Source organism: Bacillus sp. 007/AIA-02/001 (assembly GCF_004634455.1).
GTDB lineage: Bacteria > Bacillota > Bacilli > Bacillales > Bacillaceae_G > Bacillus_A > Bacillus_A cereus.
The window spans coordinates 34457-61074 of record NZ_SEIY01000022.1 but is presented as its reverse complement, the minus strand read 5'-3'; the positions used below and the strand labels follow the sequence as shown (position 1 = coordinate 61074).

Genomic DNA, 26618 nt, shown 5'->3' with positions numbered 1-26618 from the left:
AAGATTCCAAGAAAAACTTCACGGCCTTTCCCCGATAGAATATCGGGAAAAGGCCGTGGCATAATACTCTTTTTATTACTGTCTACTTGACAGGGAGATGACCAGGTCTTCGTTACATTCTATTTCATTTTATAATCATCACCGGACATTTCACTCGTTTTGCTATTTTATGACTTACACTTCCAAGCACCATTTCTTGCAGTGTATTGAGCCCTCTACTTCCAGCAATGACAAGATCTATATCTCCTGTATTTACATATTGAACAATTGTATCTCCAGGATCACCATGTAATATCGTAATTGTATAAGAAATGTTCTCTTTCTTTAATAAACCTTCAATCTCTTTTAATTTATCTTTTCGACTAGCCGATATTGTTTCTAAATCTGTTTGACCTTGTATAATATCTGATTTTGCCGTTCTATTATCTACTACGTACACAACTTCAACATTTGTTTCTTCGCTACATTTCGCAATATATGTTGCATGCTCTGCTGCTCGAAGTGCATGTTCAGAACCGTCACATGCTAATATAATTTGTTTGTACATATGCTGAATCCCCTTTTCGTTATCCTACTCGTATTATATAATAAAGCCCCCTAAAAAGGAGGCTTTTAACTAGCAATTCTTTTATTATAAGTCGCTAAATTTGCAACAAGTTTTGAACTACGTTCATTTAATCCTGTTATAGTTACTTTCACACCACTTTGTTCATACTTCATGATAACTTTATCAATTGATGCCACTGCTGAATCATCCCATACGTGCGCATGAGTAAAATTCATTTCAATTCCTTTTACATCTTCTTTAAATGAAAAATTATTTATGAAATCGGCTGTAGCTACAAAGAAAAGTTGACCGTGAATTTCGTATATTTTCTTATTTTCAATATATAAATGTTTCACGTGAATCTTTGCCATATTGAATGCAAATAACACCGCACTAATTACTGTTCCGATAATTACACCTAATGCTAAATTATGTGTAATTAGGACAATCACAACTGTTACAATCATAACAAATGCGTTTCCTTTTGGTACTTTATGAATTGTTGTTACAGAGTTCCAATCAAACGTTCCGATTGAAACCATGATCTTTAACAAGCGTTACCATTAATAATGCCATTGCACCTGTTGCAGCTGAAATCATCCCAGTTCTTCCGCCAACAAATGAAATGGTAACTGCAATACAAAAGGCTGCGTATAGTCCAACTGTTGGATCCACGCCTGCAATAACAGAGAAGGCTATCGCTTCAGGGATTAATGCTAAAGCAACGACAATTCCTGATAACACGTCCCCTCTCACATTAGAAAACCAATCATTTTTTATCGTTTGAAACAAAATACCACTCCTCTACTCCTTTATCATTTGATTTTCTCCATAAGAAAATCTAGCCGACTGCACGAAGGCTATTATATAACGAGTAGAAGATTTTTTACTATGTAAAAGTTTCCTAAAGAAAAAGACGCTATATCAGTAGCGTCTTTACTCATTTTATTAATGTCCACCGTGTCCTTGACCACTTTCCTGAACAATTTCTAACCTCTCATCTAGTATTCCTTGTGTTTCAAATGAAATATCACTCGTACTTCCTAATAAGAAACCGTGATTATATGGTCCAAGTGTTGGATCATCTTTAAACTTCGGCTGAATGCTTGCAAGGAAGTCATACACTGGTTGTGAAGCTTTACCTTCTTCTAATAATACAACAGGTGCATGTTTACCCATATGTGAAAAAGGTGCCCCAGCAACTGCTAAATCTGGTGTTTTACTTGAAACAAATGATAAACCGTGACCAGGTTTTGTGAATCCCCAGCCAAATTTTGTTTTTTCATCTTTAAATTTAGCGAACGCAATCGAGTTTTCTGTAGGGGTCTCTCCACTAATACGCGTTACTTTCCCGTATTTGCTTAGCTCTTTTTCTACTTCTTTTGAAACAATTTTTTCTGGCCCTAATACATATATATTTGCTTTATCTTTTCTCATTTTTAATGCCTCTATTGTCGCTTCTGGCACTTTATTCTTTTCTGTATAGAGTAGTGGTTCCGGCATATGAGAAATCCAATTTACAGCGGGGGTTGTATATAAACGTCCTTCTTCTGCAGACGAACCGATAATAACACTATTTGGATAGCTTCCTGTTATATCGGCATACTCCTTATCAACATCCTTCGCAAATATAGCTGGGTCCGTTTCTTTTATTTGTTTTACTTTATAACCTTTTAATTGTTCAAGCGCGCTAGTACCTACATCTCCCATCACCATAATTTGTGTTCCATCTTTCGTTCCGATTGGATTTAATCGTTTTATTTCTTTTAACGTCATTTCCGGTATCTTTTCTTTTTCTATAAATAAAATCGGCCCGTTATTCGGATGATGAATAAGATCTGCACTCGCAATACCTAATTGCCACTCGCTTGCTGGTACTAAAATAACAGCACCTGGCTGGTTCTCCTTATGAGTTGCTGGCCATATCGTTTGCGAAGTTAATACTGCCATTTGCAAAGGGTCATTTGTGTTTAATCTCGTTACATTTTTTAAACTTGTCGTTAATAAATCATTAGATGCACCTTCGTTCATTTCTTTTGGCGCCGTTACCTCCTGATTCATTTTCATTTCCTTTTGCACTGTTTTCTTCTCTTTTATAGATTCATGGTTTTTATGGTCTGTATTCGTTTGTCCGCATGCAGCAAGACCAACTGCTGTAATTATTGTTATCCCAAAAATTCGGGTCATTTTTTTCACTATACCGCCTCCGTATTAATCATTTTTGAGCCAATATGATTACCTAAAATGTAATTTCAACTCCACAATAACAAGCAATTCTGAAGAAATTATGCAGACGCATCATAATCTGCACCATTTCTTCATGATTTTGCATTACACTTTAAGTAACGATTATAAATATGGAGGGCTCTCTATGATTGATATACTGCTCGTAGACGATGAACCGAGAATGCTTGAATTATTAACGCTTTATCTTACACCAATTGGATATAACTGCGTATGTGCGACTTCAGGAGAAGAAGCTATTTTACATATAGAAAATCGAAACTTTAAATTTGTTTTACTCGATATTATGATGCCAAAGATGGACGGATGGGAAACGTGCAAAAAAATCCGATCTTTTAGTAACATTCCTATTATTATGGTTACAGCTCGTGATCAAACAGTAGATGTCGTTCAAGGATTAAAAATTGGAGCCGATGATTACGTAACGAAACCTTTCCATGAAGAAGAACTTTTCGCAAGAATTGAAGCCGTTTTAAGACGTACAAATGAACATAAACAAATCCAATATCACGGTATTGTATGGGATGAAACAAAACACTTCGTTTCTGTCCATAATGAAGAGCTCCTTCTCACACCAATTGAATTTTCTTTACTCGGATTATTTTTACGTCATGTGAACTACGTATTAAGCCGCGATCAGCTCATTGAACGAATTTGGGGATTAAATACAAATACAGAAGATCGAACAGTCGATTCGCATATTCGTAATTTACGTGATAAATTGCGAAAAGCAAATTTCCCTATTGATCATCATTTAAAAACCGTGTATGGAGTAGGTTATCGATGGATTGATACTGAACAGTAAGGGGTAAAACGATGAAACGAATTTCAATTCAATTCGGATTTTATTTTTTAATTGTTACACTTTTAATTGAAAGTGTTCTATTTGTATTGCTCTATTATAGTCTCGTAAACACTAGAGTAAATGAAGAAATGACAGCTTTATTAAAACGTGGAAACAGTCATCGTGATGTACTTGAAAAATATTATGATAAGCAAACAATCTCTCACGTAGCATTAATGGAATCTGAAGCTGAAACAACTGTCGTTATTACAAATACAAATAAAGAAGTGCTAGCTAAATCTAACGAAATAAACACGACTATAAAAAATCACATTAGTAGCATGCAGACTCGAACAGACCATAACGGAGCGATTATAGAAAATCACTGGAAAACATCTAATTATATATGTACAGTTAGTCCTATCATAGTAGCTGGAAAACATGAAGGGTATGTGTATATGTTTCTTGGAACAGAATCAATTGAAGAGCTGGTTAATGGGTTAACGAAACAATTCATTATTGCCGGTATCATCACATTTCTACTCACAGTCATCACCATTTTTCTATTATCTCGATTATTAACAAAACCATTGTTACACATGAAACATGCCACTGAAAAAATGAGTAAAGGTGATTTGTCCGTTTCATTAACAACTACTCGAAATGATGAAATTGGTGAACTAGCATCATCTATTCAAACGCTCGCAAATGATTTACATTATATGAAAACAGAGCGAAGTGAATTTCTAGCAAGTGTTGCTCACGAATTACGAACACCGTTAACATACGTAAGAGGTTATGCTGACATTGCTTCAAAAGAAAGCACCCCTTCTGAACAACGTATGCGATATTTATCAATTATAAAAGATGAGTCTGATTACATTACAAACTTAGTTCAAGATTTATTTTCACTTGCACAAATGGAACAACATAACTTTTCTATTCAAGTAAAGGAAGTACATTTACACACATTCCTAACTCGCATAGCCGAAAAAGTAAATGCCATGTATAAAGAAAGATGCATTAAAGTTTCTTTCTCTTGTCCTCCTACACTGCTAGTAAACTTAGATGAACAGCGATTTGAACAAGTTATAGTAAACATTTTAAATAACGCTTATAGACATTCAAAAGAACATTCTCATATAAACATTTCTATCACAGAAGAACATAAACGTATCTCCATTACAATTGAAGATGAAGGCGAAGGTATTCCACCTGAAGACCTCCCTCACATTTTTGACCGCTTTTACCGTGTAGATAAAGCAAGAACACGATCTACAGGCGGAACTGGTTTAGGGCTATCTATCGTAAAAGAAATTGTAGAACTACACGACGGAAATATTACTGTAACGAGCGAAGTCGATTACGGGTCTTGCTTTATCATTTCATTGCCATCTATAAAGAAACACGACTACCATCAGTAGTCGTGTTTCTTTATCATTTTACTTTATAATATAAATTTACAAATTGCCCAAAACGTTTCGTATCCGTTAAAGTTAAATTAATTTCCGGATTCTTATCTTGAAATAACGGAACTCCAGAACCTAATATGTGAGGGGTAATCGTGACAACATATTCATCAATTAGATTATTCTTAAAGAATTCTCTCAGTAGATTCCCTCCACCGACCATCCATATTTTAGATCCTTCTTGCGATTTTAACCTTTTTGTAAACTCTACTACATCTTCATTTACAAACTCCACGTTTCCGTTTGAACCTTTTTCCGAATTAGAAAAAACATAACATTTTTTATCTAAGTACGGGAATGTTTCTGTATGCTCTACTACATAATTGTACGTTCTTTTTCCCATAATTATTGTATCAATCGTTTCGTACATTTCTGTATAACCGTTATCTCCCTCTCCTTCCGTTTCCATTAACCACTGTAAATCATCATTTTCTTTCGCAATATATCCATCTAAGCTCGCCGCAATAAATAAAACTATTTCACGTGACATATCTTTTCCTCCTTGCATCTCATCTTGATAACATATGATGTAAACAATATACTAACAATAAAACACGACAATTTATGTCATGTTTAAAAAGAAAAAAGGTGATACATTTGTCAAAAGCTAAACGCTTATTAGATATTCTTATATTTGCTTCTGCGAAAAAGGCATTTACTGCTCAAGAAATAGCCGATGAATTTAATATTTCCGTTCGTACTGTCCATAGATACATTTTAGATTTAAGTGATATGGGATTACCCATTTACGCTGAACAAGGTCGCAACGGAGGATATAAAGTATTAACGAATAGAGTAATTCCGCCTATTTTATTTACCGAAGAAGAAGCAGTTTCCATCTTTTTTGCCTTTCAATCTTTAAGCTACTACAGAGACTTACCTTTTAACACAGAAATAAATTCCGTTACACATAAACTATATAGCTCCCTACAACATGATGCGAAAGCGAAAGTTGACAAAATACGTTCTTATATCGCCTTTTGGAATCCGAAGAGAACAATTGATACACCACTTTTAAACGAAGTGTTAACAGCGGCTATTGAAAATAAAAATTTACACTTTCAATACGAATCTAAAACGGGGATAAAAACAAAACATGTTCATCCTATCGGTGTATATGCTCATGACGGGCTATGGTACTTACCGTCCTATGACTATGACAGGAAAAAAGTATTACTGTATCGCATCGATCGTATTCTTTCTATATTATCAACGAAAGAAAATGAGGATACATTCATGAATTTAGAAGAGTGGTTTTCCTCTAACTCTAACGTAGTACACATCCCTACTCAGTTACATGTTTTACTGACACCAGAAGGCGTACGCCAATGTAAAAGCGTCCCTTATCTTGAGGAATTCGTTATAGTAAACGAGGATGGGACAGGATATATAAATTCAACAATTGATAAAGGAGAAATCAATTTTATTACCCCTTTATTTTATAGACTCGGAAAAGATGCAAAAGTTTTAGAACCGACAGAATTGATAGATGGTTTACGTATGCGTGCGAAAGAAGTTTTACATATGTATGAAGACGAAAAAAGCTGCTAAATATAAGCAGCTTCTTTGTCCTGTTGTTCCTATTGTTTTATTATTGACGAATATCAAACCACCAACGATTTTTCGAATTCATATTTTCAGTGTCACCAATCCCTCTGTAATTGAAAGCATCCAAAAAGATTGAATCTAATTTATCTTCATCTACAAAATAACCTAAATTAACTTTTACCGTTTCTCCTGGTGTGATACTGCCAATATTGTAAAAGCTTTTTCCATCTCCATGAGGCTCTAAATAATCAACTTCGCCTGTCATAATATTTTTTTCTGCGATTCCATCTTTCCCAGCATACTGCCATGCATTTCCTTTATCTTCAAGAACTTTTATAGATGGAGTCATATAGATTTCTTCTGTCGCCTGTTTACCTATATTTTTCACTGTTGTTGTCAGGTAGACAAATTTAGGATGAATTAATTTTGATTCTACTAATTGATCAATTGAATCTTTACCATTTCCAATTTTATATTTATCTCTTCTATATGGTATCAATTGTCCAGCTTGATCCAAAGCTTGATTCCTGCTTAGTATTCCTAAGCCCATTTCATTAAAGTTCTCTTGTTTAAAATCTTTGATTGAATCAAAGGCTTCAACTTTTTCTATCACATATTCAATTTGACTGTTATCCATAGATATCGTTACTGGAACCTTTTGCCCTATATGAAATAGTCGTTTGCTATCCTTCTTCAAAGGAATTACCTTAGTTGTTTTACTTTCTTGGCTAAAATACTTTTTATCATAATCGCTTATATATGATGACTTTTCTTTTGACGTGGGCTCAAGTGAAATGCTCCCTAGCACATCTATCATTTGTTCTTCGTTTATATCATTTCCAATATAACTTTGTAACATAATTCCTTCTTCCTCAAAATAGAGAAAAATTACTCTATTAAACATTAAATCTTTATTACCATTTTCTCTATGGACAATTACTGCCTTCTTACCATTTATCTCTTTTTCTTCATAATTTTTCGAGTACAGAGTTGGAAAATCTGAATTCCCTCCTACTCTCCAAAGAACGAATGAAAATCCACCCATTGCGTAGTTATCTTTAAAGGAATATTTCATAGCAGAGTCATCAATTGCTTCCATATTTTCTGGTAATTTATCGATTTTCAGCCTATACCACTTATCAGCCTTTTTCGAGTCCTTATTTGTCACTGAAATATTTACTTCATAATTTTGTTTTTGAACAATCATATTATAGACCTTTACTGCTCCAAAAACGGTTGTCGGCATGCCGATCAATAAGCAAGCAGCAGCGATTAACATACGATGTCTTTTACGCTTTTTCAGCGGTTGTCCATTTTGCGGCTTCATTTCCTCCATAAACAATTTCTTTTTGCGCGTATATGTATGTGAAAATTCATGTTGTTCTTCAAGTTTATCAAAATCATCTAAAGCAATTTTTTCAGCAAGTTCATATATTTCTTTGGAGTTCTTTGAATTCGTCATGTTGTATACCTCCTATCATATTTTGGACTCGTTTTCGAGCGCGTTCAAACTGCTTGCGGACATTTGCCTCGGTTATCCCCATGACACTTGAAATTTCTTGATACGTTAAGTTATAGAAGACTTTGTACTTAAACACCTGTCTATTAGATTCGTTTAACTCTTTTAGCAATGCATCAATTTGAACCTCAGACATTTTACGTTTTTCCCACTCTTCAATATTTTCATCTACTGCTTCTACAGATTCTCTTTCATATTCTTCTAAAAATGTTTCATGTCGTTTGTTTTTCCGGTAACTATCAATCGCCTTGTTTTTCGCGACCCTCAAAATGTAGCGTTTAAGCTCTTGAGTAGCCAAGCTATGGAGCTTTTCCAAGTTCTTATAAAGAGTAATAAACGTCTCTTGAACCGCATCTTCAGCCTGTTGAATATTATTTAAAATAGAATACGCTACATAATAAATCTTTTGTTCATACAACTCATATAGCTCTTCCATCTTTTCATAATCGTTGTTTGTAACTTTCATATAATTCCTCCTCTCACTCTATATAACGAATAAGCGCTATACTTTGTGACACTGCAAAATCTTTTTATGTATAAAATTTAATAATAGAATAAACAAAAGCCCAATTTCTCTATTTTAACTGAGAAATTGGGCTTTTTAATATTAGAATTTTCCTGACCGCTACGCCTTTTCAGTAAGCAGCATATGCTCTATCGCTTCTTTTAACAAATTCTTTGTCTCTTCCAAGTTATGATTCTTCTTTTCTCCCGGTTGTACCATATAAAACTCAGCAAACGAACGCTCTTTATATCTTGGTACGACATGCATATGATAATGTGTTAACTCGTTAAATACTCCACCATTTTGACAAACTGTAACTCCGTCAGGTTTATATACTATCTTAATCGCTTTTGCAATAAGCTTAGAAGCATCCATAACGGATTTTGCTACAACATCATTTAATTCATCTACTTCTACAACATGTTGCTTTGGCACAATTAAAGTATGTCCTGGGTAGAAAGGCGCATGATCTAAAAAGCAAGTTACATAATCATCTTCATATATTATATATATAATTTCCTCTCCGCCTGCTAATTTACACCCTAAACATTCCATCATATTTCCCCCTTTATTAAAAACATAAAAACGTGAGAGCCGTATTCTCACGTTTTTATGTTTCATTTTATTAGTTCAATTGTTTCCGTAACCTTTATACTATCTTTTACAGATTGAACAATCGTACAATTTTTCACTGCAAGTTGCAGCGCCTTGTCCAGCTGCTCTTCTGTAATATTTTGCGCTTTAATTTTATAGTGCAAATGAACACTTTCAACTGGCTTCGATAACGCTTCACTTCTACCAATTTCAGTTTCGATTGTAAACGTATCGTATGGAATACGTTTCTTTTCTAAAATCGTTCGAAAGACAATTGCACTACACCCTGCGATAGAAGAAACGAGTAATTGTAACGGTGAATAACCGTTTTCTTTTCCAATCGCTAATTGACCATACGATAAATCTGCTTCTATATCATCGTGTTTGATTGTTAGTTTCATTTGTTTTTTCCATCTCCACTTTCATCGGTTTCTGCCGTTTCTTACTAATATAATAATATATATAGCAGAAAATGATAAATGGAATACCACAGTATAACGCCATTCTTTGTTCTGGAATAAACGCTAAACTAATAACAACGATACTATTTGTAATTAAAGCTAAAATTGGAACGATTGGGTATAGTGGTGTTCTATACTTTAAGTCCTCTAACTTTCCTCCGCCTTTTATATACTGACTTCTAAAGCGAAGTTGCGATAAAGCAATAATGATCCAACTTGAAACAGCTGATAAACCAGCTATAGATAATAAGTACATGTATACTGTATCTTCTGCAAGGAAGCTTGTTAATAAAGATAAAGCAGCTACAGCAATTGTTACAACTAACGCTGTAATTGGAATACCACGTTTATTTACTTTTTGGAAAGACTTTGGTGCCATTCCTTCATTTGCAAGTGACCATAGTATACGAGTTGCCGCATATAATCCTGAATTCGCTACAGATAGTAACGCTGTAATAATAACGAAATTCATAATATCAGCTGCATACGGAATACCGATTTTATCAAATACGACTACGAATGGACTTTCAATTACGCCAGCTTCTTTCCAAGAAATTAACCCTACTAAAATCGTCATTGTTAAAATGAAGAATAACATAATGCGCCATACTGTATTACGGATCGCGCGTGGAATTGTTTTTTCTGGATTTTCACTTTCTCCCGCTGCAATCCCGATTAACTCTGTTCCTTGGAACGAGAAGTTAACTGTAATCATCGTAAGTAATACGGCAGCTAGTCCATTCGGAAATAATCCACCATCGCTTACAAAGTTAGAGAAAAGAGGTGCTGCTTCTTTTCCGTCATATGATATAAACCCTAATAATGCACTACCACCAAGAACAACAAAGGCAAGAATGGTAACTACTTTAATACTAGAAAACCAAAATTCTAATTCAGCATAACTTTTTGCCGAAATTGCGTTTGAAGCATATAAAATAACACCGAATACAAGGCACCATACCCAAACATCAACATTTGGAAACCATCTTTTCATCATTAAACCTATTGACGTTAATTCTAGACCCACTGTTACTGCCCAGCCAAGCCAGTATAACCAGCCAATCATAAAGCCCGTTCCTGGTCCAATAAACTTCGTTGCATACTTTTGGAAAGAACCTGAAACTGGCATTGCTACCGTTAACTCTCCAAGACAAAGCATTGTTAAATACATAATAAATCCGCCTACTAAATATGAAAGGATGGCTCCCCCTGGTCCAGCCTGATTAATGGTGTAACCTGAACCTAAGAAGAAACCAGTTCCGATTACACCACCAAGTGCGATCATAAATAAATGTCTACTCTTCATCGTACGATGTAATTTCTCATTCGTTGGTTGCTGCATCTAAATCCTCCCCCTACCAATACCCCTATATCTTGTTAAAATTTTCTGATAATAAAAATATACACGAAAGCGATTACATTTTCTATATAAAATTAAAACTTTTCTGATAAAATAATATAAAAATCGAATTATTGCAAGATTTAGATTCTATTTAGAGGAAAATAAGGAGAAACAAGGAAAAAACCCTTACATATATTGTAAGAGTCAACGAAGTTCTAATCTTCTCGATAAAATTGATAAACTATAATTTACGATAAAGTACATACAAGCTACTAATATAAATGTTGGAATCATGTAATTCACATTTTGCCCGCTAATAATTTGAGCATTATGCATAAGCTCAGGGAGTGATATAACAACCGCTAGCGACGTATCCTTCAGCAATGAAATAAATTGACTGACAAGCGGCGGAACCATTCTCCTTAATGCTTGTGGCAAAATAATATGCCAAAGCGCTTGCACATAAGTTAATCCCGAAGATCTTGCGGCTTCAACCTGCCCTTTTTCAATAGACAATAAACCACTTCTAACAATTTCAGATATCATTGCTGCCTCAAATATTGTTAAAGCAACAATTGCAGCTGTTATAATTTCTAATTTCAAGCCTGCTTCTGGAAGTGCAAAATACGTGAAAAATATAATTAACAGTAGTGGTAAGTTTCGAATCACTTCAACTATAACTCCTAATATTTGTGAGACGACAGGTATTTTCGTGTAGCGCAATATACCGATTACACTTCCAATAATAAAACTAAGTACAATTGCTATGAGCGCTACCTCTAATGTTATAAGTAATCCTTTTAATAAAAATAGAATATGATCTCCTGTAATTGCTCCCTTGAAATCCATTTACACCGCCTCCTTTGCCAAGCGTTTTTCTAAATAACGCACTAGCATACTGAGCGGAATTGTTAATATTAAATAAAACATCCCGACAAATATATAAACATCAAACGTAACAAACGTCTTCGTTGAAATTAAATCTCCTTGATACATTAAATCAGCACCAGCAATAATTCCAAGTATTGAGGAGTTTTTAACTAAATTGAGAAACTGGTTTCCTAAAGGGGGAATTACAATTTTCACTGCTTGGGGTAAGACAACATAATACATCGCCTGCACATACGTTAGCCCTGAAGAGCGAGCAGCTTCCATCTGCCCTTTCGCAACTGATAAAATACCAGCGCGAATTACTTCTGCAATAAAAGCTGCCGTATATACCGTAAGCGTAACTGTTCCTGCTACAAAACCATTTAAAGTAATTCCTATTACAGGTAAAGCAAAATAGAATATAAATGCAATTAATACGAGTGGAATATTTCTTACAAACTCCACAAAAGCTGATCCTATCCAATTTAAAATACGAATAGGTGCAATACGCATTACTGCCAAAATTACTCCTAAAATAAAACTGCCTATCAATGCAATTACACTAGACATAACTGTATATTTAAATCCTTCTAAATACATATCAATGTTATTCGTTAATATAGAAAAATCAGGCACATATTCTCCCCTCTTTCTTTACAAGAAGAGGATGAGTACTCTCATCCTCTCACTTTTACTATCTACTTTTCTGGTTTTTGTCCAATCCATTTCTCATATAATTTGTCATACTCTCCGCTTGCTTTCATGTCTTTAATTAAAGTATTAATCTCTTTCGTTAAATCATCTGCCCCTTTTTGCACTGCAATTCCATACGGTTCATCTGTGAAAATTTTTCCTACTACTTCATAATTAGAATCTTGTTTTGCCATTCCGTAAAGGATCGCATTATCTGTCGTTAACACATCACCTTTACCTGCCTTTAACGCTGTAAATGCCTCACTATAATTTTCAAACTCTAATACAGTCGCTTCTGGTGACTTTTGACGAATGTTATTTGTAGATGTTGACCCTTTTACAGCTAATACTTTAACGCCTTGTTTTATATCATCGACACTCTTAATATTGCTTCCTTTTTTCACAAGTAACGATTGTCCTGCTTTAAAATATACATCTGAAAAATCCACTTCTTTTTTGCGTTCTTCCGTAATTGTCATTGTTGCAATAATTGCATCAATATCACCATTTTTCAGCATTGGAATACGTGTTTTAGACGTTACTTCTTTCAGCTCTAGCTTCTTTTCATCTCCAAGAATCTTTTTCGCAAGTGCCTTCGCGACATCAACATCGAATCCTTCTACCTGCCCTGTTGAAGGATTTTTTAATCCAAATAAATTCGTATCATTCTTCACCCCAACTACTAATTTCCCTCGTTTCTTAATTTGCTCAACAGCCCCGCCTTGCTTCGTATTTGTTTCCTTTGCCTCATCTTTCTTACTTCCGCAACCAGCAACAACAAGCACAAATAAACATGAAAATACGATTAAAGTAAATAATTTTTTCATTTTAAGCATGAAATTCCTCCTCTAATGATTTAGCACCCGACTTAAAAATAAACGAGCTCTTTCTTGTTCAGGGTTTGCAAAAAAGTGCGCCGGTGTTGTATCTTCAATAATTTGACCATCATCCATAAATAAGATCCTATCTGCTACCTCTCTAGCAAATCCCATTTCATGCGTGACAACGACCATTGTCATCCCTTCTTTAGCCAGTGCTTTCATAACATCAAGTACCTCTCCAATCATCTCTGGATCAAGAGCAGACGTAGGCTCATCGAATAGCATAATTTCCGGCTGCATTGCAAGTCCTCTAGCAATTGCCACCCGTTGCTGTTGTCCTCCGGATAATTGATGTGGATATACGTTAGCCTTCTCCGGGATTCCTACTTTCTCTAAATAAAACATTGCTGTTTTCTCTGCTTCTTCTTTGGAAACTTTATTTACTTTAATCGGTGCTAATGTAATATTTTGAAGAACCGTTTTATGTGGATATAAATAAAAATGTTGAAAGACCATCCCAATATTTCGCCGCAATTCATTCATGTCCGTTTTTTTATTGTGTACCTCTGTATTTTGTACAATTAATTCTCCATCTGTAATTGCCTCTAATTGATTTATACATCGAAGCAATGTACTTTTTCCTGATCCTGAAGGCCCGACAACTACTACCACTTCGCCTTTTTTCACTTGCACATTAATATTTTTCAAAACTTGAAAGTTACCATAATATTTATTTACATTACGAAATTCTATCAACATACTCCCCCTTCCCCTAACAATGCATGTACATTCTTTTTATATTCAAAAATAGTCCCAAAAATAACTTTTAGCTTCAATTTGTCCATAAAAAAAAGCAAAGAGTTTCCCCTTTGCTTCTTCATTTCTATTCTGTTAAGATACTTCTTCTTTCTTATCTTTCCCGTATTCATGCTCCCAAAAATCAGCATTTTTAATTCCTAATGGCCTTGGATCGAATACTGGATCTTTTCCTTCTTTTTTCTGTTTTTCATAATCCTTTAATGCGACTAATGCAGGTTTTTGTAATAGTAAAATCGCAATGATATTTACCCATGCCATAATTCCTACCCCAATGTCGCCTAAAGCCCAAGCCGTTGCTGCTGTTTTTATACATCCATAGAATACAGCTCCTAAAAATACAAACTTTAGTACCATAGACATCCAAGGACGGTCTTTATCACGATTTAAGTACGCAATATTCGTTTCTGCAATGTAGTAATACGCCATAATTGTTGTAAACGCGAAGAATAATAACGAGATTGCAACGAAACCGTTTCCAAATCCAGGGAAAACAGATTCTACCGCCGCCTGTGTATATCCTGGTCCTGGCTGAGCACCATTTAGTTTATTAACGATAAAGTTTTTTCCGCTTGCATCAAATACGTTATACATGCCTGTAATAATCATCATAAATGCTGTTGCTGAACAAACAAATAATGTATCAATGTAAACGGAAAATGCTTGCACTAAACCTTGCTTAGCTGGATGTGATACTTCGGCTGCTGCTGCTGCGTGTGGTCCAGTCCCTTGTCCTGCTTCATTGGAATAAATACCACGTTTTACCCCCCAAGAGATTGCTAAACCGATAATACCACCGAAAGCAGCTTCTAATGCAAATGCACTTCTTATAATTAACATAAATGCTTCTGGCAATTTTTCAATATTCATAGCAACAATGACGCAAGCTACTAAAATATAGCCTATTGCCATAAAAGGTACGACAACTTGCGCTACGTTAACAATTCGCTTTACTCCACCGAAAATGATAAGAGCTAATACGACAACTAATATAGCCCCTGATGCGGTAGTATTAATACCAAAAGCCGTTTCTAAACTTACAGCAATACTATTTGCTTGCACACCTGGTAGTAAAAGTCCTGTTGCAAGAATTGTCGCTGCAACGAATACTAAAGCATACCATTTAACTCCTAGACCTTTTTCGATGTAATAAGCAGGTCCACCACGAAACTGCCCTTGATGTTTCGTCTTATATATTTGCGCGAGTGTTGATTCTACATAAGCTGATCCTGCCCCTAAAAAGGCTACTGCCCACATCCAAAATACAGCTCCTGGTCCACCGAATGCAACCGCTGTTGCTACCCCAGCGATATTCCCTGTCCCAACACGTCCTGATAACGAAAGTGCTAACGCTTGGAATGAAGAAACACCAGCCTCTGATTTTTCTCCTTGAAATGTCAGCTTCACCATTTCTCCTACGTGCCTTACTTGTAAAAACTTCGTTCGAATAGAAAAATATAAACCTACTCCTAAACATAAATAAACAAGTGCTGGACTCCAAACAATATTATTTAACCAATTTACGAAAGTTTCCAACATTCCCCCTCCTTCTTTATAAAGAATATTCAGAATATATATAAAATTATAAGTGCATACCGAATCTAGGACAATATTATTTTAATAAAGTAAACATATTTTTGTATAAAAAAACAAAGTATATATTTGTTTTATATACTTTGTTTTGAACTAAATGTATTATATATTCACAATTGCTTCTCTTTTAATAATTCTTTCGTATAGCTCTTCTGATAATTTCAAGAAGTTATCAGGCATATCTTTCCCTTTAAACTTCTTCTGAAGCGTTCCATATAAACCTATATCACGTAAACGTAAAAATAGTGGCAACGATTCATACCAACTATCCGCCAGCCTGTGCTCATACTCATATCCTTTTCGTAACACTTGTAACTGTTTACGAGCAAAATCTGTCTTCTCTTCTGCTGTCCACGGTGTAAATAGAACAGAGTAATAAAGAACCATCGCTAAATCATGTATAAAGTAATTATAAGCTGCATCATCAAAATCAAAGATTGTTAACTCTTTACCATCATAATGAAAATTACCTGGATGAATATCCCCGTGCATAAGGCCGAACGTTTCTCTTTCAATTGAAAGAGCCTTTATCTCATCCATTAATACCGCAGCGATTTTTTTCACTTGATCATCTTCTAGTTCATTAACAATCCCACTCTCGTCTTCTTCCCACGTATCACGATAGTCTGTTTTAGGATATTCCATTGTAAGGCGATGCAGTTGCCCAATCGCTTTTCCCCATGCTTCAAAGAGAGGCTCGCCCCAATAAGGCGATTCCTCTCCTTTTACTTGCTCACCTTTTGCATATGTAAATAAGGAAGCGAAAAAGAAAGTTTCATCCTCTGCTCCAATTTCTTCTACAAGATTTTGAGACGTTGAATAAAGAGGTCCTGCTACCTTTGCCCCGTTCTCCGCAACATATCGTAAAAAATCTAGTTCGGCCTCTACCTCTTTTTTGGAGCGATGAGAAGAGTGAGTTAAACGCAATACGTAATCTTCGCCACGATCACCCTTTGCCTTAAAAATATAATTTTCAAAATCTCCAAGTGGCTTTTCTTCCACTGTTACATGAAACAAACTCGCTGCTCTTTTTAAAATCTCTTTCGTAAAAACACGTTCTACAGCTATTTCCATATGTATCCCTCCTATATATCTTCTTAATTCGACACAAATGTTAGAAGTACTGCTATGAAATTGAATAATGCACAAAAGACAATGTAACGTAACCTTCAATCCTCTTTTTTTAAAATAATTCAAGCATAAATTTCTCACAAACGACAAAAATTAACAGAAACAATTGCACTTTAAGAGAGGTGGAAATTATGACAGAGCAAAAAGAACAACAAGAGAGTAAAAACCAAAAGCATATGTTTCCATCACTTCCGGAGAACATTAATTACATTGAAAATAAACTTTCTCATTCTGATGATATAAAAAAATTAGATCTCCCTTTTCAAAACGGAAAAGGAGCAATCTTATATATCGAATCTTTAGCAGATCCAAATCTAATTCATCAGTTAGTCCTTGAGCCATTATTAACGCGATCAGATTTATCTTTAGATAAAGCTTTTTCTACGTTAAATATGAAAAAAGAAACAAATTTAAATTATGGGATACAACTTTTATTACAAGGTAAATCCTTATATTTTCATGAACACGTCGACAGTTTTTGTATTTTCGAAACAACCTTATCTTTAAAGAGAGATATAGCAGAGCCTGATAATGAAGGAGTTGTGCGCGGTCCACATACTGGTTTTGTAGAGGATCTAGCAACTAATTTAACCTCTATTCGTAAACTCATTAAGAGTCCAAATTTAGTTGTTAAGTATTTTACACTCGGTGAAGAAATGCACACGAAAGTGGCAATTACTTATATGCAAAATATAGCGAATGACGATTTAGTTATAGAAGTGAAAAGAAGATTGGAAACCATTAAAACGGATGCACTTATGCCACCAGGATACATACAAGAATTTATAGAGGATACGTCTTTCTCCCCATTTCCGCAGCAATTAAATACAGAGCGTCCAGATAGAACTGTTGCTAATTTAATGGAAGGGCGTGTTGCTATTTTATCTGATGGAGATCCAACAGCGCTCATCGTTCCTGTTACGTTATTTGCTTTCTATCAATCACCAGATGATTATAATAACCGTTGGATTGTCGGTTCTTTCGTCCGAATGATTCGCTTAGTAAGTTTTTTAATTGCCTTTCTCTTACCAGCTTTATATATTGCAACTGTTGCTTTTCATCCTGATGTGTTACCGCTCGAACTTGTGTATACGATTAAAGCTTCATTAGAGAAAGTACCGCTTCCTCCTATTTTTGAAGCTCTCTTAATGGAGTTAATTTTCGAGTTATTACGAGAAGCTGGTATTCGCTTGCCGAGCCGCGTTGGACAAACAATCGGTATTGTAGGTGGTTTAGTAATTGGGGATGCAATTGTAAAAGCTGGACTCGTTTCTTACACAATGATCATCGTTGTAGCTTTAACTGCAATCTCATCTTTTCTCGTTCCATCAAACGATATGAGTTCAGCAGTTCGGATTCTTCGTTTTCCATTAATGCTCCTTGCTGCCATATTCGGATATGTAGGAATATCATTCGGTCTCATTATAACTTTCGTTCACTTATGCCAGCTTCATTCATTTCATACACCATATCTTTCTCCTGTTGCCCCGATGCGGATTAAAGATATGAAAGATTCTTTCATAAGACTACCAATTTGGTCATTTTGGGAAAGACCACATGATCCAAAACCGAAAAAAATGCAGCGCCAACATGTAACGAGAGAGGATGAGGACGGTGACAAACACGCAAAGTAAAATTTCACTTGTTCAATTTACCTTTTTCGTTATTCAATGCCAAATTGGGGTCGGTATACTATCTCTACCTAACCGGCTTCATCCGATAGCAAAAGGTGGTGGTTGGATTTCTGCGCTCATCGCGGGGCTTGCCATTCAACTTATTATTTTACTTATGTGGCTTTTCTTAAAACGATTTCCTGATGCAGATATGTATAAAAGTGTTTGTATGCTATTTGGTAATAAGTTAGGAAAACTATTGGGCTTTTCTTATGTTTTTTATTTTACCCTTATCGGTATGACGGTTATGTTGAATGCTTGTAACGTCATTAAAGTATGGGTTTTACACGCAACTCCGTGGTCTGCAATTCTCATATTATGTACAGTAGCTTGTTGTTATGTAGCTTATAACACATTTAAAGTCATCGTACGATTTTATGTCATGGCCTCTATTCTCATTATTCCAATGGCTCTTTTAATTGCCCTAGGGCTTTCACGAGCTGATTTCTCTTATATTTTTCCTATTACAGAAGCCGGATGGTGGAATATAATTCAAGCATCCAAGGAAACAATTACAGCCATGTATGGTTTTGAAATTATTCTTATCGCTTTCCCAAAAGTAAATGGGAGTTCTATTGCAAAACTGAAGGCCATTTCTATCGCCAATGGATTTGTAACTCTTTTTTATACTTTTACCGTTTGGATTTGCTTTATCGTATTTAGTCCAAAGCAAATTGAGCTTATTCCAGAGCCAGTTGCTTACTTATTACGCTCCTTGCATATTGGAATTATAGATCGAACGGACCTAATCTTCATCCCAATTTGGATGATAACAGTTGTCGCTTCTATTGCTAGTTATTACTGCGCTGCTTCAATCGGAATTGGACATATATTCAACCTTGCTAATCATAAAAAGGCTGTTCCAATCGTTGGTATTATTGCTTTTAGTGTAGCCTTATTTATAGATACACCCGAAGAATTAAAAGTAATTTCAACTTTCACTGATAAGTTCACCTATATTTTCATCGTTGTTCTCCCTCTTTTATTTCTACTTTATTCAATAATAAGAAAGAAGAAAGGAGAACAGTATGTTCCCAAAAAGAGTTAAATTACTTTTAATATTATGTGCTAGTTCCCTCCTTTCTGGCTGTTGGGATCAAGAACCATTAAGGGAGGCAAGTTTAGCTTATAGCGTTGGAGCTGATATTACGGAAGAGAATAAACTCCAGCAAACAATCGAGCTCGTAAAAAGTTCAAGCGGAGAGCAATCTTCATTTGAGAATGAAATATATTCAGCAACCGGGCATAACATAATGGATACAGGCGATGCCCTAAAAAAAAATGTGACTGGGAATATTCGCTATTTTAAATATGGTGTTCAATTACTCGGAACCAAAATTCTAAAAAAGGGTATACTCCCCTATTTAGATGTCAGCTTTCGAGACCCAACAAACCCAACTGCTTTAGTAAAACTTATTGCAGTAGATGGTGAAACATCGGAGATACTCGAAAAAAAGAAAATAGGAAATTTACTAATTGGAGATTTTCTAAAGAAAAAAGTGAAAAGCTTAGAAGATATGAGTGTATTTCCAAAAGAAACTTTAGAAACAGCTGCTACAAAAATGTTAGATCCCGGTAAAGACTTTACCCTTCCTTCTATAAAAATAAAAGGAAAAGAAGTAGTTACAAACGGGTTAGCTTTATTTAACAATGATAAATTAACTGGGCATTTACCTTTGCAACAATCTGTTTTATTCGTGTTATTAACCGGAAAAATGGGAACAAGTGCCCGTATAACCCAAAAACTGACTAGTGATGAATCTGAGAAGACATCTGATTATTTAACAATGGAAATTAGTAATCGAAAATTAAAACGCGACTTAAAAATAACAACAGATAAAAAAGGAAATGTTTATGCTCACATTAAGCTCCAATTAAAAGTTATAGCACTTGAATCTCCAAGAGATAATATGTATACAATGGACGATAGAGAAAAACTAAATAAAGAACTTTCTAAACAACTCACGAAAGAAGCGAAAAAAATAACACGAAAACTACAAAAAGCAAATTGTGATGCTTTCGGTATTGGAAGACATCTTATCGCTTATCATCCTAACTTATGGAAGAAAAAAAATTGGAATAAAGATTATGCAAAAGTAAAATTCAAACCTGAAGTAGAAGTAAGCATTTTGTATAGTGGTGTCTTAAAATAAAAAGGTTGTATGCCGCTCGGGCATACAACCTTTTTATTTCGTATATCGATACACAATTGATTCATATGGTCTTAAGTTAAGTTTTGCAATATCCTTGCTGGCATCTTTATAATTCGACAGTAGTACTTCTTGTTTCATTCCATCTAACTGAACGTGCGCTGGTACTGAATACGTTATTTCTTCTCCATAGAAGTTATTTATAACAAGTAGTACTTCACTTTCTGTAGTACGAGTATATGCCCAAATTTTAGGATCATTTTTATCCAAAATAGCATATTCTCCTTCTGTAATTACATCATACGTTTTTCTAAGCTCTATTAACTTTTTATAATGATAAAATACGGACTCTTTATCTTCTAATGCCTTCTCTACGTTTATTTCTTTAAAATTTTCAGCCGCTGAAATCCAAGGTGTACTTGTTGTAAAACCACTGTTCATCTCTTCATTCCACTGCATCGGAGTGCGAGAGTTGTCACGAGATTTTTGCTTTAAAATCCCTATAATCTCTTCTTTTGATAGCCCTTCTTTTAGCTTTATATCGTATATATTTAACGATTCTACATCACGATATTGCTCGATGGACTCAAATTTAGGATTCGTCATACCGATTTCTTCCCCTTGATAAATATAAGGCGTTCCTTGCAGCATGTGCATGGCTGTCGCTAACATTTTTGCAGATTCGTTTCGGTACTTTCCATCATCACCAAAGCGTGACACGATGCGAGGCTGGTCATGATTACACCAAAATAACGCATTCCATCCTCCGCCCTTTTGCATTTCAATTTGCCAGTTAGACATAATCTCTTTTAATTTAATAAAATCAAACTCTGCTTTCGTCCACTTATCACCATTCGGATAATCTACTTTTAAATGATGGAAACTAAACGTCATGCTTAATTCATTACGCTCAGGATTAGAATATTTAATACAATTATCAATTGTCGTAGATGACATTTCTCCAACTGTAATGACATCTTTTCCTGCAAAAACATTTCGGTTCATCTCTTGTAAATATTCATGAACACGCGGGCCATCTGTATAATACTTGCGTCCATCACTTGTCGCAGTACTACCTTCATCGTTTAAAAAGCATTGGTCTTTTGAAATTAAGTTAATGACATCTAATCGGAATCCTGTTACCCCTTTATCCAGCCAAAAACGCATCATATCATATACTTCTTCACGAAGTTTTTCATTTTCCCAATTTAAATCAGCTTGTGTTTCATCAAATAAATGTAAATAATATTGCTCCGTCTTCTCATCATATTTCCAAGCAGATCCACCAAACTTAGACTGCCAATTATTTTTTTCATCACGCCAAATATAGTAATTACGATATGGACTATTTTTATCTTCCTTCGCTTCTTTAAACCACTTATGTTCAGTCGAACTATGATTTACAACAATATCCAGCATAATCTCAATGTTACGTACTTTCGCTTCTGCTAAAAGTTCTTCAAACTCTTCCATCGTTCCGTAAGATGGATCAATGCTGTAATAATCACTTACATCATATCCATTATCATTTTGTGGTGATTGGTATATCGGTGTTAACCAAATATAATCCACTCCGAGTTCTTTTAAATAATCTAGTTTCTCTGTAACCCCTTTTATATCACCGGTTTCTCTATTGTAATAACTATTAAAGCTCTTCGGATAAATTTGATAGACTACACTTTTATGCCAATCCTTCATGTTTAACTTCCTCCTACTTCTGTTTCACTCTTTTTGCAAATAACCATGTTAAAGTAAATGGGATTACAACTGCAATAATCATTCCGACAATAAACATTGGAATCGATTTCGGAATGATAGAAATAAATGCTGGCAATCCCCCAATTCCGATAGCAGGTGCTAATACACCATTTAATGTAATGAATATCGCTGCCACAGCAGACCCTATAATCGCTGCATAAAACGGGAACTTATTTCGTAAATTCACACCAAACATCGCTGGTTCTGTAATACCGAAGTATGCTGAAATGGCTGATGTTGATGCCATACTTTTATCATTTTGATTTTTAGAAATCCAGAACATCGCAAGTGCCGCACTACCTTGCGCAATATTAGAAAGAGCAATCATCGGCCAAATAAATGTACCGCCATGTTGTGCAATCAATTGTAAATCAATTGCAATAAACATATGATGCATACCTGTAATTACAAGTGGTGCATATAACGCTCCAAATAATACTGCTCCAACTACTGGTACTGTTTCATATACACCTACTAATCCTACTGTTAATAAATCTCCAATATGACGTGTAACCGGACCAATAATTCCTAATGCTAACACACCTGTCACAACGATTGTTGTAATTGGTACAACTAATAATTGAATTGCATTTGGTACATGTTTCTTTAAGAAAATTTCTACTTTACTTAACACAAATGCAGCTACTAAAACCGGCAAGATTTGACCTTGATACCCTACCTTTTCAATTTGGAACAGTCCTAAAATATCGAAGTACTCAATCTTTTGTCCGTCTAAACCAGTCGCTGCTTTTCCATAGTCCCAAGCGTTTAATAAGGCCGGGTGCACAAGCATTAATCCCATAACAATCCCTAGTATTGGACTACCACCAAAACGCTTCGTTGCTGACCACCCGACAAGTGCTGGTAAGAATACGAATGCTGTATTGGCCATCATATTAATTAAATCCCAAAGCCCGCCTAAGTTCGGATAAACATCTAATAAATTTTTCCCATCAAAAAATAAGTCCTTTGCGCCTAATAGATTGTTAATACCCATTAGTAAACCAGCCGTTACGATCGCTGGTAATATCGGCATAAATACATCTGAAAATATTTTTACAAACTTTTGAGCTGGATTTAACTTCTGATTTCCAGAGTCTTTTACGTCAGCTACAGTCGATTCTTTCATACCCGCAAGCGTTATCAATTCAGCGTAAACACGATCTACATCTCCTGGACCAATTACAACTTGAAATATACCAGCGTTATGAAACGCTCCTTTCACTAATGAAACAGACTGTAATTTATCATTATCTATTTTACTTTCATCTTTTAAAGCGATACGGAGCCTCGTCACACAATGTGCAGCTTGTTCAATATTGTCTTTCCCACCAATATACTGCAACACTTCCTCTGCTGTTTTACGATAGTCTTTCCCCATATTCCCGTCCCTCTTTTCTTTTTTTGATACCGTTTACAATTACATATTAACTCGTATATATAAGTTAGTCAATACTCGTATATACGAGTTTGTGTTTTTTTTATAAAAAAAAGAGATGAAACAATATTTTGTTCCACCTCTTTACTTCCTGCGTGCCACATCCGAAAAGTGAAAAATATCTAAACGGTGGCGTGATTCTGTATATTCAAACTGACTTCCATCATACAAATGTGTAAAGTTTTTCACAACGACAACATAGTCTGTTCCATTTAAATCTAAATACTTTCTGTCATCCTCTGTACATGGCTGTACTTCAATTACCCTCTGCGAATAACTAATATGTAGCCCAAGCTCTTTCTCGATGTATTTATAAATCGATGCAGTTGCAATTTCTTTCGTTAATCCTGGAACAAACTCAGATACAAAACGATTTATATCTAAAATTACTTTTTCTCCATCAATATTTCGTACACGTTTAATATGGTCAATCTCTGTTTTTTCTTTTACATTTAATAATTTTGCAATTTCTTTTGTGGCTTTTTCTTTGTCCATTTCCACAACTTCTGTAATACAATGACGTCCTAAACGTTCATTTTCTTCTTGAAAACTTACAATACCGCCAAAATTAAATTCAATATTTTTTCGCTTTAAAACAAAAACACCTTTTCCATGAATTTTTTGCACATATCCACGCTCTTGCAGTAAATCTACAGCTTTTCTCACCGTGCCTCGGCTTGCCTCATACTGCTTCATTAATTCTGTTTCTGATGGGATTTTGCATCCCTCTTTTAATTGTTTATTATCAATAGATTTACTGATTTCTGTATAAATTTGTTCATACTTACTCATCATCTACAATAGCCCCTTGTCACCTTCTAATTCTATATGTATTATAACATGCTTCACTCTTCTGCCAATCTCTCACTTATTTTCCAGTACAAGAAAAATATAGGTAAATATTTAATCTTTAAAACGTATTTTTATAAAAATTTTTATATTTTTCTTTTCATTCAAAAAAACATGTAGTATACTAACTTCAAAATCAGAGGAGAAAGGGAGCAAAGAACTATGCTTACTTATACAACAACTGTAGTTACATTTGCACAAAAACATCATCATCATACGTAACCCTTGAAACCTAGCGGAAAAATTACGCGTAGGTACAAGGGTTATTCCCGTTGTACCTACGCTTGGGCAAAAGAGCCATGTAGGTATTTTTTTATCTACATGGCTCTTTTTTTATTGTCAAAAAGCTAGTAAAAAATGATGTTTAAGCAAAACTTACTACAAAGGAGTTAACAAAAATGGAAACGAAAAAATGGGGATTATGGGTTTTAACAGCATTTGTTATCGGGAATATGGTTGGCGGTGGCGTATTTATGCTTCCAGCAAATTTAGCACAAGTATCAGGTCCAATGGGTTCTACACTCGCATGGAGTATTACAGGCCTTGGCGTATTTATGATTGCACTTGTATTTGGAAATTTAGCGATTCGTAAACCAGAATTAAAAGCTGGACCACAAAGTTACGCTCAAGCAATGTTCCCTTCAAAAAAAGCTGGTAAAGTTGCAGGATATAGTATGGCATGGGGATATTGGGCTGCTAACTGGGCTGCAACAGCATCTGTTATTATTTCCTTTGCTGGATATTTATCAACATTCTTTCCAGTTTTACAAAGTAAGCAAATTCTTTTTTCAATAAACGGATTTTCACTAGAACTCGGAAAAGGGTTAACTTTCCTTGTATGTAGCCTTATGCTATGGGGAATTCAATATATTCTTTCGCAAAATATTGATCGAGCTGGAAATATGAATCTACTTGCTACTATTGCAAAAATTATCGGATTTACAATGTTTATTGTAATTACATTATTCATTTTCAATGCTTCTAATTTCGGAGACGGTCAAACCTTTATGAATGAAGCAGGACAATCTATCTCGTTAGGTGGCCAAATCAATTCAGCTGCTATTGCAACACTTTGGGCGTTTATCGGTATTGAATCAGCGGTTATGCTTTCTAACCGTGCAAAATCACAGCGCGATGTAAAAAAAGCTACGATTTTCGGATTAATTATCGCTCTTCTTATTTACATGTCAATTACTTTACTTACAATGGGAGCTCTTCCGCAAGATGCTTTAAAGGAGTCTCAAAAACCGTTAGTAGATGCATTAAATTTAGCAATTGGAAATAAAGGTGCATATATAATGGCCTTACTCGCTCTTATATCTTTATTTGGATCTACAGTTGGCTGGATTGTTGTTAGTTCAGAAGTACCTTACCAGGCAGCAAAAAATGGACTTTTCCCTAAGTTTTTCGGGAAAACAAATAAAAAAGGTAGTCCTTCAAAATCACTATTGATTACAAATGTAATGACGCAAATTTTCTTATTTTCAACGATTTCTGGTACTGTTTCAGAAGCGTATAGTTTCGCTATCGTCGTAGCAACATTAGCCTATTTAATTCCATACCTTGTTTCTACCTTGTACCAATTAAAATTAGTTATTACAGGAGAAACGTATGATATACTGCCCGGATCTCGAGTAAAAGATGGAATCATTACGACATTAGCGTTGGTATACTCTATTTGGGTTATCAAAACGGGAACTGCTGATTTAAAAACATTCTTCTTAGGAATTGGATTGTTCGTATTAGGTCTTATTCTTTATCCAGTACTAATGAAAGACTCACAAAAAACGGATTAAATAAAGAGAAGCTGCTG

At 35.0% G+C, this 26618-nt stretch carries 24 protein-coding genes and 1 pseudogene; 7 read left to right on the top strand and 18 right to left on the bottom strand.

What is annotated here, in order from left to right:
* Positions 1 to 124: 124 nt before the first annotated feature.
* The 3 genes and pseudogenes from ES895_RS26175 to ES895_RS26165 all read right to left on the bottom strand — a co-directional run bounded on the left by ES895_RS26175 (position 125) and on the right by ES895_RS26165 (position 2743).
* Positions 125 to 547, bottom strand: a complete 423-nt coding sequence (locus ES895_RS26175; protein WP_000277998.1) for a universal stress protein — start codon at positions 545 to 547, stop codon at positions 125 to 127.
* A gap of 65 nt (positions 548 to 612) precedes the next feature.
* Positions 613 to 1339, bottom strand: a pseudogene (locus ES895_RS26170) (SulP family inorganic anion transporter).
* 156 nt (positions 1340 to 1495) lie between these two features.
* Positions 1496 to 2743, bottom strand: coding sequence for a cell wall-binding repeat-containing protein (locus tag ES895_RS26165; RefSeq protein WP_135238754.1), 1248 nt, complete (start codon positions 2741 to 2743; stop codon positions 1496 to 1498).
* A gap of 175 nt (positions 2744 to 2918) precedes the next feature.
* Here ES895_RS26165 and ES895_RS26160 point away from each other — a divergent pair, with 175 nt between their 5' ends.
* Positions 2919 to 3596: a response regulator transcription factor gene (locus ES895_RS26160; protein WP_058840048.1), complete on the top strand. Its 678-nt coding sequence runs from the start codon at positions 2919 to 2921 to the stop codon at positions 3594 to 3596.
* An 11-nt stretch (positions 3597 to 3607) separates the two neighbouring features.
* Positions 3608 to 4999 (top strand): sensor histidine kinase, encoded by a 1392-nt coding sequence (locus ES895_RS26155; RefSeq protein ID WP_065704879.1) that lies wholly within the window; start codon positions 3608 to 3610, stop codon positions 4997 to 4999.
* Positions 5000 to 5012: 13 nt separating this feature from the next.
* On the opposite strand, the gene ES895_RS26150 is transcribed toward ES895_RS26155, so the two are convergent.
* Positions 5013 to 5534: a dihydrofolate reductase family protein gene (locus tag ES895_RS26150; protein WP_000085800.1), complete on the bottom strand. Its 522-nt coding sequence runs from the start codon at positions 5532 to 5534 to the stop codon at positions 5013 to 5015.
* A gap of 74 nt (positions 5535 to 5608) precedes the next feature.
* On the opposite strand from ES895_RS26150, the gene ES895_RS26145 reads away from it, so the two are divergent.
* Positions 5609 to 6595: a helix-turn-helix transcriptional regulator gene (locus tag ES895_RS26145; RefSeq protein WP_114160370.1), complete on the top strand. Its 987-nt coding sequence runs from the start codon at positions 5609 to 5611 to the stop codon at positions 6593 to 6595.
* A gap of 40 nt (positions 6596 to 6635) precedes the next feature.
* Here the strand turns inward: ES895_RS26145 and ES895_RS26140 are convergent, their stop codons facing one another.
* The 11 genes from ES895_RS26140 to ES895_RS26085 all read right to left on the bottom strand — a co-directional run bounded on the left by ES895_RS26140 (position 6636) and on the right by ES895_RS26085 (position 16880).
* Positions 6636 to 8054 (bottom strand): DUF4367 domain-containing protein, encoded by a 1419-nt coding sequence (locus ES895_RS26140; protein WP_135238753.1) that lies wholly within the window; start codon positions 8052 to 8054, stop codon positions 6636 to 6638.
* The gene (locus ES895_RS26135; RefSeq protein WP_000869272.1) at positions 8020 to 8577 is read right to left on the bottom strand and encodes an RNA polymerase sigma factor; all 558 of its coding nucleotides are present in this window, start codon (positions 8575 to 8577) and stop codon (positions 8020 to 8022) included. The genes ES895_RS26140 and ES895_RS26135 overlap by 35 nt, the downstream gene beginning before the upstream one ends.
* 159 nt (positions 8578 to 8736) lie before the next feature.
* Positions 8737 to 9171, bottom strand: a complete 435-nt coding sequence (locus ES895_RS26130; protein ID WP_098619551.1) for an HIT family protein — start codon at positions 9169 to 9171, stop codon at positions 8737 to 8739.
* 62 nt (positions 9172 to 9233) lie between these two features.
* Positions 9234 to 9611 carry an OsmC family protein gene (locus ES895_RS26125; protein WP_000778834.1) on the bottom strand — a complete coding sequence of 126 codons (378 nt, stop codon included), beginning with the start codon at positions 9609 to 9611 and terminating at the stop codon, positions 9234 to 9236.
* Positions 9586 to 11013, bottom strand: coding sequence for an amino acid permease (locus ES895_RS26120; RefSeq protein WP_001187113.1), 1428 nt, complete (start codon positions 11011 to 11013; stop codon positions 9586 to 9588). Before ES895_RS26120 ends, ES895_RS26125 begins: the two co-directional genes overlap by 26 nt.
* Before the next feature lie 204 nt (positions 11014 to 11217).
* Positions 11218 to 11862, bottom strand: coding sequence for an amino acid ABC transporter permease (locus ES895_RS26115; protein ID WP_000345955.1), 645 nt, complete (start codon positions 11860 to 11862; stop codon positions 11218 to 11220).
* On the bottom strand, positions 11863 to 12519 hold the full coding sequence (locus ES895_RS26110; protein ID WP_001112667.1) for an amino acid ABC transporter permease: 657 nt from the start codon (positions 12517 to 12519) through the stop codon (positions 11863 to 11865).
* Between the two features lie 62 nt (positions 12520 to 12581).
* Entirely contained in the window at positions 12582 to 13412 is an 831-nt protein-coding gene (gene glnH / locus ES895_RS26105; protein WP_000916491.1) for a glutamine ABC transporter substrate-binding protein GlnH, read from the bottom strand.
* Positions 13413 to 13424: 12 nt separating this feature from the next.
* Positions 13425 to 14156, bottom strand: coding sequence for an amino acid ABC transporter ATP-binding protein (locus ES895_RS26100; protein ID WP_050552230.1), 732 nt, complete (start codon positions 14154 to 14156; stop codon positions 13425 to 13427).
* 132 nt (positions 14157 to 14288) lie between these two features.
* Positions 14289 to 15749 (bottom strand): alanine/glycine:cation symporter family protein, encoded by a 1461-nt coding sequence (locus tag ES895_RS26090; RefSeq protein ID WP_084065506.1) that lies wholly within the window; start codon positions 15747 to 15749, stop codon positions 14289 to 14291.
* Between the two features lie 159 nt (positions 15750 to 15908).
* The gene (locus ES895_RS26085; RefSeq protein WP_065704889.1) at positions 15909 to 16880 is read right to left on the bottom strand and encodes a phosphotransferase enzyme family protein; all 972 of its coding nucleotides are present in this window, start codon (positions 16878 to 16880) and stop codon (positions 15909 to 15911) included.
* Between the two features lie 188 nt (positions 16881 to 17068).
* Between ES895_RS26085 and gerKA the strand changes: the two genes are divergently transcribed.
* The 3 genes from gerKA to ES895_RS26070 are packed head-to-tail and all read left to right on the top strand — an operon-like array spanning position 17069 to position 20763.
* Positions 17069 to 18571 (top strand): spore germination protein GerKA, encoded by a 1503-nt coding sequence (gene gerKA, locus ES895_RS26080; RefSeq protein WP_000139248.1) that lies wholly within the window; start codon positions 17069 to 17071, stop codon positions 18569 to 18571.
* Positions 18552 to 19658 carry a GerAB/ArcD/ProY family transporter gene (locus tag ES895_RS26075; protein WP_000185796.1) on the top strand — a complete coding sequence of 369 codons (1107 nt, stop codon included), beginning with the start codon at positions 18552 to 18554 and terminating at the stop codon, positions 19656 to 19658. Before gerKA ends, ES895_RS26075 begins: the two co-directional genes overlap by 20 nt.
* Positions 19639 to 20763, top strand: a complete 1125-nt coding sequence (locus ES895_RS26070) for a Ger(x)C family spore germination protein (protein ID WP_000484126.1) — start codon at positions 19639 to 19641, stop codon at positions 20761 to 20763. Before ES895_RS26075 ends, ES895_RS26070 begins: the two co-directional genes overlap by 20 nt.
* Before the next feature lie 33 nt (positions 20764 to 20796).
* Here the strand turns inward: ES895_RS26070 and treC are convergent, their stop codons facing one another.
* The 3 genes from treC to treR all read right to left on the bottom strand — a co-directional run bounded on the left by treC (position 20797) and on the right by treR (position 24751).
* Entirely contained in the window at positions 20797 to 22458 is a 1662-nt protein-coding gene (treC, locus tag ES895_RS26065; protein WP_000656144.1) for an alpha,alpha-phosphotrehalase, read from the bottom strand.
* A gap of 13 nt (positions 22459 to 22471) precedes the next feature.
* On the bottom strand, positions 22472 to 23899 hold the full coding sequence (treP, locus tag ES895_RS26060; RefSeq protein ID WP_000513940.1) for a PTS system trehalose-specific EIIBC component: 1428 nt from the start codon (positions 23897 to 23899) through the stop codon (positions 22472 to 22474).
* Positions 23900 to 24040: 141 nt separating this feature from the next.
* Positions 24041 to 24751, bottom strand: coding sequence for a trehalose operon repressor (gene treR, locus ES895_RS26055; protein ID WP_135238751.1), 711 nt, complete (start codon positions 24749 to 24751; stop codon positions 24041 to 24043).
* A gap of 452 nt (positions 24752 to 25203) precedes the next feature.
* Between treR and ES895_RS26050 the strand changes: the two genes are divergently transcribed.
* The gene (locus ES895_RS26050) at positions 25204 to 26601 is read left to right on the top strand and encodes an amino acid permease (RefSeq protein ID WP_000448449.1); all 1398 of its coding nucleotides are present in this window, start codon (positions 25204 to 25206) and stop codon (positions 26599 to 26601) included.
* The last annotated feature ends 17 nt before the right edge of the window (positions 26602 to 26618 follow it).